This is a genomic window from Erythrobacter donghaensis, assembly GCF_001557325.1.
GTDB lineage: Bacteria > Pseudomonadota > Alphaproteobacteria > Sphingomonadales > Sphingomonadaceae > Erythrobacter > Erythrobacter donghaensis_B.
On record NZ_LSJS01000040.1, the window covers coordinates 1 to 4,211 of the forward strand.

Sequence of the window (4,211 nt, forward strand, 5' to 3'; positions counted from 1 at the left end):
GCACCGCGCTGGCGTGGCCTTTCGTCACGCCTTCGACAAGATGATCGAGGCTCCCCACACCGCCGCTGGCGATCACCGGCACGCTGACCGCGTCGGCGATCTCGCGGGTGAGGGCGAGGTCGTAGCCGCGCTGGGTGCCGTCCCCGTCCATCGAGGTGACGAGGAGTTCGCCCGCACCCAGCCCCGCGATCTTCAATGCGTATTCGACGGCGTCGATCCCGGTCGGCTTCCTCCCGCCGTGGGTGAAGATTTCCCAATTCCCCCTCGGCGTGCGGCGCGCGTCGACGCTGGCGACGACGCATTGGCTGCCGAACTTCGCCGCGATCTCGCCCACCAGTTCGGGCCGGGCGACGGCGGCGGAGTTGACCGCGACCTTGTCGGCGCCGGCCAGCAGCAGCGCGCGCGCGTCCTCTGCCGAGCGCACGCCCCCGCCGACGGTCAGCGGCATGAAGCACACCTCGGCCGTCCGGCGCACCATGTCGAGCAGCGTGCCGCGCCCCTCGTGACTGGCGGAGATGTCGAGGAAGCACAGCTCGTCCGCGCCTGCCGCGTCATAGGCGCGCGCCTGCTCGACCGGATCGCCCGCGTCCTTCAGGTCGACGAAATTGACGCCCTTCACCACGCGGCCCTCGGCGACGTCGAGGCAGGGGATAACGCGGATGCGGACGGTCATTGCGCGAACAGCCAGATGGCCAGAGACACGATGAAGGTCGCGATGATGGTCATGTTGATGGCAATCCAGCTCCCGAACCGGATCGGATGCTCGTCGCGGTCATAGCGCGCATAACGCGGCCAATGCTGATAGACCGCGCCTTGCGCCAGCAGCTTGCGGATCGCGAGCACGGCGCCGATGCTGAACACGCCGCTGACCAGCACGACTTCCCTCAACTCCATCATCCCCGCGTCTCCGCTCTCCGGCCCATCGCGATCGCCGCCGCCAGATCGAGCCGCCCTTCGTAGAGCGCGCGCCCCGTGATCACCCCCTCGATCCCCTCGTGCGCGTGGAGCGAGAGGATGTGGATGTCATCAAGGCCCTTCACCCCGCCGCTGGCGATCACCGGGATGTCGACCCGGCGGGCGAGGTCGACGGTCGCCTCGATGTTGACGCCCTTGAGCAACCCGTCGCGGCCAATATCGGTGAAGAGCAGCGAGGCAACGCCGGCATCCTCGAAGCGGCGGGCGAGGTCGACCACAGGGACGTCGGAGACTTCCGCCCAGCCCTCGGTCGCGACCATCCCGTCCTTCGCGTCGACCGCGACGACGATGCCGTTCTCCCATTCGCGGGCCATCTCGCGCACGAATTGGGGGTTCTTGAGCGCCGCAGAACCCATCACAACCCGCGCAATACCAAGGTTGAACCAGCCTTCAACCGCCGCAGCATCGCGGATGCCGCCGCCCAGTTGGACGTAGCCGGGGAAGGCCGCGACAATCGCCTCCACCGCTGCCCGGTTGCGGCTCTCGCCCGCAAAGCTGCCGTCGAGATCGACGACGTGGAGGTGCTCCGCCCCGGCCTCGGCGAAGATCAGCGCCTGCGCGGCGGGATCATCGCCGTAGATCGTGGCGCGCTCCATGTCGCCTTCGGCAAGGCGCACGACCTGGCCGCCCTTCAGGTCGATGGCGGGGAAGATGATCACGGATACCACTCCAGAAAGCGCCGGAGGGTCGCCAGCCCGTAGGCCTGGCTCTTCTCCGGGTGAAACTGCACGCCGAGAATGTTGTCGCGCGCGACGGCGGCGACCAGCCCCTCGCCGTGATCGGTCATCGCGGCGACATGGTGGGGGTGTTCGACAGCGAAGTGATAGGAGTGGAGGAAATAGGCCTCCCCTTCCGCGATCACCGGGTGATCCTTGGCGTGGGGCAGCATCGCGACGTCGTTCCAGCCCATGTGCGGCACCTTGATGCTTGCATCCGAGGGCTGGATCAGCCGCACCTCGCCCGGGATCCAGTCGAGCCCGGGATGCGCGCCGAACTCGAGGCCTTGGGTTGCGAGCAATTGCATCCCGACGCAGATGCCGAGGAAGGGCGCGCCGCCGACATGCACCCGCTCGGTCATCGCCTCGACCATGCCGGGCAGCGCGCGCAGCCCCTCGGCGCAGGCGCGGAAGGCGCCGACACCGGGGAGCACGATCCGGTCCGCCGCGCGCACCACATAGGGATCGGCGGTGACGGTCACGCGCGCACCCGCCGCCTTCAAGGCGTTGTGAACCGAGTGAAGGTTGCCCGCGCCGTAATCCACGAGCGCGACAACTTCAGCCACCGAAAGCCTCCAAGCCGGGTCCGACAAAGCGCGGGGTCCATTGGATAATGGCGAGATCGGCAAGATGGTGGAGCATGAAGGGATCGCTCGCCAACAGGCCTTCGGCCTCGGCGCGGCTGGCGGCCTTCACGAAGATCAGCCCGCCATCGCGCGGCTCGCGCGGGCCCCAGGCGAGAAAGTGCCCGGCCTCATGACCCGCCTTCAGCCATGCCAGATGATCCGCCAGAACCGCGTCGACCTGTTCGATCGGCACGGTATAGGTGAGCGAGGCGATGAAGATGCTAGCCACCCAATTGCCCCTTGGTGCTCGGGATCGCCCCGCCCTTCCTCGGGTCGCGCTCGACCGCCTGCCGCATCGCGCGGGCGAAACCCTTGTAGAGGCTCTCGCAGATGTGGTGGTTGTTGGTGCCGTAGAGCAATTCCATGTGCAGCGTGATGCCCGCCGCCTGCGCGACCGAGTGGAACCAGTGCTCGATCAGTTCGGTGTCCCATTCCCCGAGGCGTTCCTGGGTGAACTTCGCCTTCCACACCAGATAGGGCCGCCCCGAAATGTCGAGCGCGACGCGGCTCAGCGTCTCGTCCATCGGCGAATAGGCCGCGCCATAGCGCCCGATCCCGGCCTTGTCGCCCAGCGCCAGCGCGATCGCCTGTCCCAGCGCGATCGCCGAATCCTCGGTCGTGTGGTGCTGGTCGACATGGAGGTCGCCTTCGACCTTCATCGACACGTCGATCAGCGAATGGCGGCTGAACTGTTCGACCATGTGGTCGAGAAAGCCGATGCCGGTCGACACGTCATAGGCGCCGGTGCCGTCGAGATTGACGGCGATGGCGATCTTGGTCTCGGTGGTGTTGCGGTTCACCGATCCGGTGCGGGCGGGGATGCTGGCCATGATCCGGCGCTATAGTCGGCTGCGCCGCCAAGACAAGCGCGGTGCATTGCCCACCCGCGCGCAGGCAATCCGGCGCGACCCGCCAAATCCGCTTGACCAACTTCGCGCATACCGCCACGAATCCGTCCAGCCATGAACAGCGACACGCCCGACAGCCTGATCCCCTACGACGAGATCGTGCAGGAAGCCCTGCGCGCGGTCGTCGGCCGGGTGCTGGGGTCGATCGTCAGCGGCGGCGGCACGCTGCCGGGCGCGCATCACTTCTACATCACCTTCAAGACCGCCGCGCCAGGGGTCTCGATCCCGCCGCACCTGCGCGAACGCTTCCCGGACGAGATGACAATCGTCCTGCAGAACAAGTTCTGGGATCTCGAGGTCGGCCCGCAGAGCTTCTCGGTCAGCCTCACCTTCAACCAGGTGCCCGCCAAGCTGACGATCCCCTTCGCCGCGATCACCGCCTTCGTCGACCCGGCGGTCGATTTCGGCCTCCAGTTCCAGGCCGCGGCGGGCGAGCTCGAGCCCGAGGCGCACGAGGACGCCGAGAATGACGGGCCCGACACCGATCCCGACGGCTCGAACGTCGTCTCGATCGATTTCGGGCGCAAGAAATAGGCTCCTGCGTGGCGCACGCCAGGCGAACCGGCAAAGGCAAGCGCGGCGCGCCCGACAGGCCTGCCGCCGAAGCTCCGGACACTGCCACCGCGGACAGGCCCACGGGCCCCGCAGGCCTCCCCCTCCCCAGCCCCTCGGCCGGCACCAACCTCGTGATCGCCGACATCGTGCTGCGCGCCGCCGGGGGCCTGCTGCGCGACCGGCTGGAGAAGGGCCTGCTGGTAAGGAGCCACGGACAGGACAAGGCCGACAAGCTGGTCGACGGACGCGGCATGGCGACCACCCTCGCGCTGTGGGGCGCAAGCCACCTCGCGCGCCGCTCGCCGCTGGGGCTCGCGGTGGTCGCGGGCGGGCTCGCCGCCAAGGTGTTCTACGACCGTGGGCGTCGGCTCGAGCGCGAGCGCCGCGCGGGCAAGGCCGCGGCAACCCCGCCCACGCCCACGGTCGTAGAA

At 68.3% G+C, this 4,211-nt stretch carries 8 protein-coding genes; 2 read left to right on the top strand and 6 right to left on the bottom strand.

What is annotated here, in order from left to right; all coding sequences use genetic code 11:
• The 6 genes from hisF to hisB form a co-directional block, all read right to left on the bottom strand.
• Positions 1-673: imidazole glycerol phosphate synthase subunit HisF (gene hisF, locus AX692_RS00965; RefSeq protein WP_073977532.1), on the bottom strand; the 673-nt coding region annotated here is incomplete at its 3' end.
• Complete coding sequence (locus AX692_RS00970; protein WP_155644815.1) at positions 670-897, bottom strand: hypothetical protein; 228 nt, start codon at positions 895-897, stop codon at positions 670-672. The genes AX692_RS00970 and hisF, both read right to left, overlap by 4 nt.
• Positions 894-1,634 carry a 1-(5-phosphoribosyl)-5-[(5-phosphoribosylamino)methylideneamino]imidazole-4-carboxamide isomerase gene (gene hisA, locus AX692_RS00975; RefSeq protein WP_073974551.1) on the bottom strand — a complete coding sequence of 247 codons (741 nt, stop codon included), beginning with the start codon at positions 1,632-1,634 and terminating at the stop codon, positions 894-896. The genes AX692_RS00970 and hisA overlap by 4 nt, the downstream gene beginning before the upstream one ends.
• Complete coding sequence (hisH, locus tag AX692_RS00980) at positions 1,631-2,257, bottom strand: imidazole glycerol phosphate synthase subunit HisH (RefSeq protein WP_073974552.1); 627 nt, start codon at positions 2,255-2,257, stop codon at positions 1,631-1,633. Before hisH ends, hisA begins: the two co-directional genes overlap by 4 nt.
• On the bottom strand, positions 2,250-2,546 hold the full coding sequence (locus tag AX692_RS00985; protein WP_196489962.1) for a YciI family protein: 297 nt from the start codon (positions 2,544-2,546) through the stop codon (positions 2,250-2,252). The genes hisH and AX692_RS00985 overlap by 8 nt, the downstream gene beginning before the upstream one ends.
• Positions 2,539-3,147, bottom strand: a complete 609-nt coding sequence (gene hisB / locus AX692_RS00990) for an imidazoleglycerol-phosphate dehydratase HisB (RefSeq protein ID WP_073974553.1) — start codon at positions 3,145-3,147, stop codon at positions 2,539-2,541. Before hisB ends, AX692_RS00985 begins: the two co-directional genes overlap by 8 nt.
• A 132-nt stretch (positions 3,148-3,279) precedes the next feature.
• Here hisB and AX692_RS00995 point away from each other — a divergent pair, with 132 nt between their 5' ends.
• Both AX692_RS00995 and AX692_RS01000 read left to right on the top strand, forming a co-directional pair.
• Positions 3,280-3,759 carry an SspB family protein gene (locus tag AX692_RS00995; protein ID WP_073974554.1) on the top strand — a complete coding sequence of 160 codons (480 nt, stop codon included), beginning with the start codon at positions 3,280-3,282 and terminating at the stop codon, positions 3,757-3,759.
• 8 nt (positions 3,760-3,767) lie between these two features.
• Positions 3,768-4,211: hypothetical protein (locus AX692_RS01000; RefSeq protein ID WP_073977533.1), on the top strand; the 444-nt coding region annotated here is incomplete at its 3' end.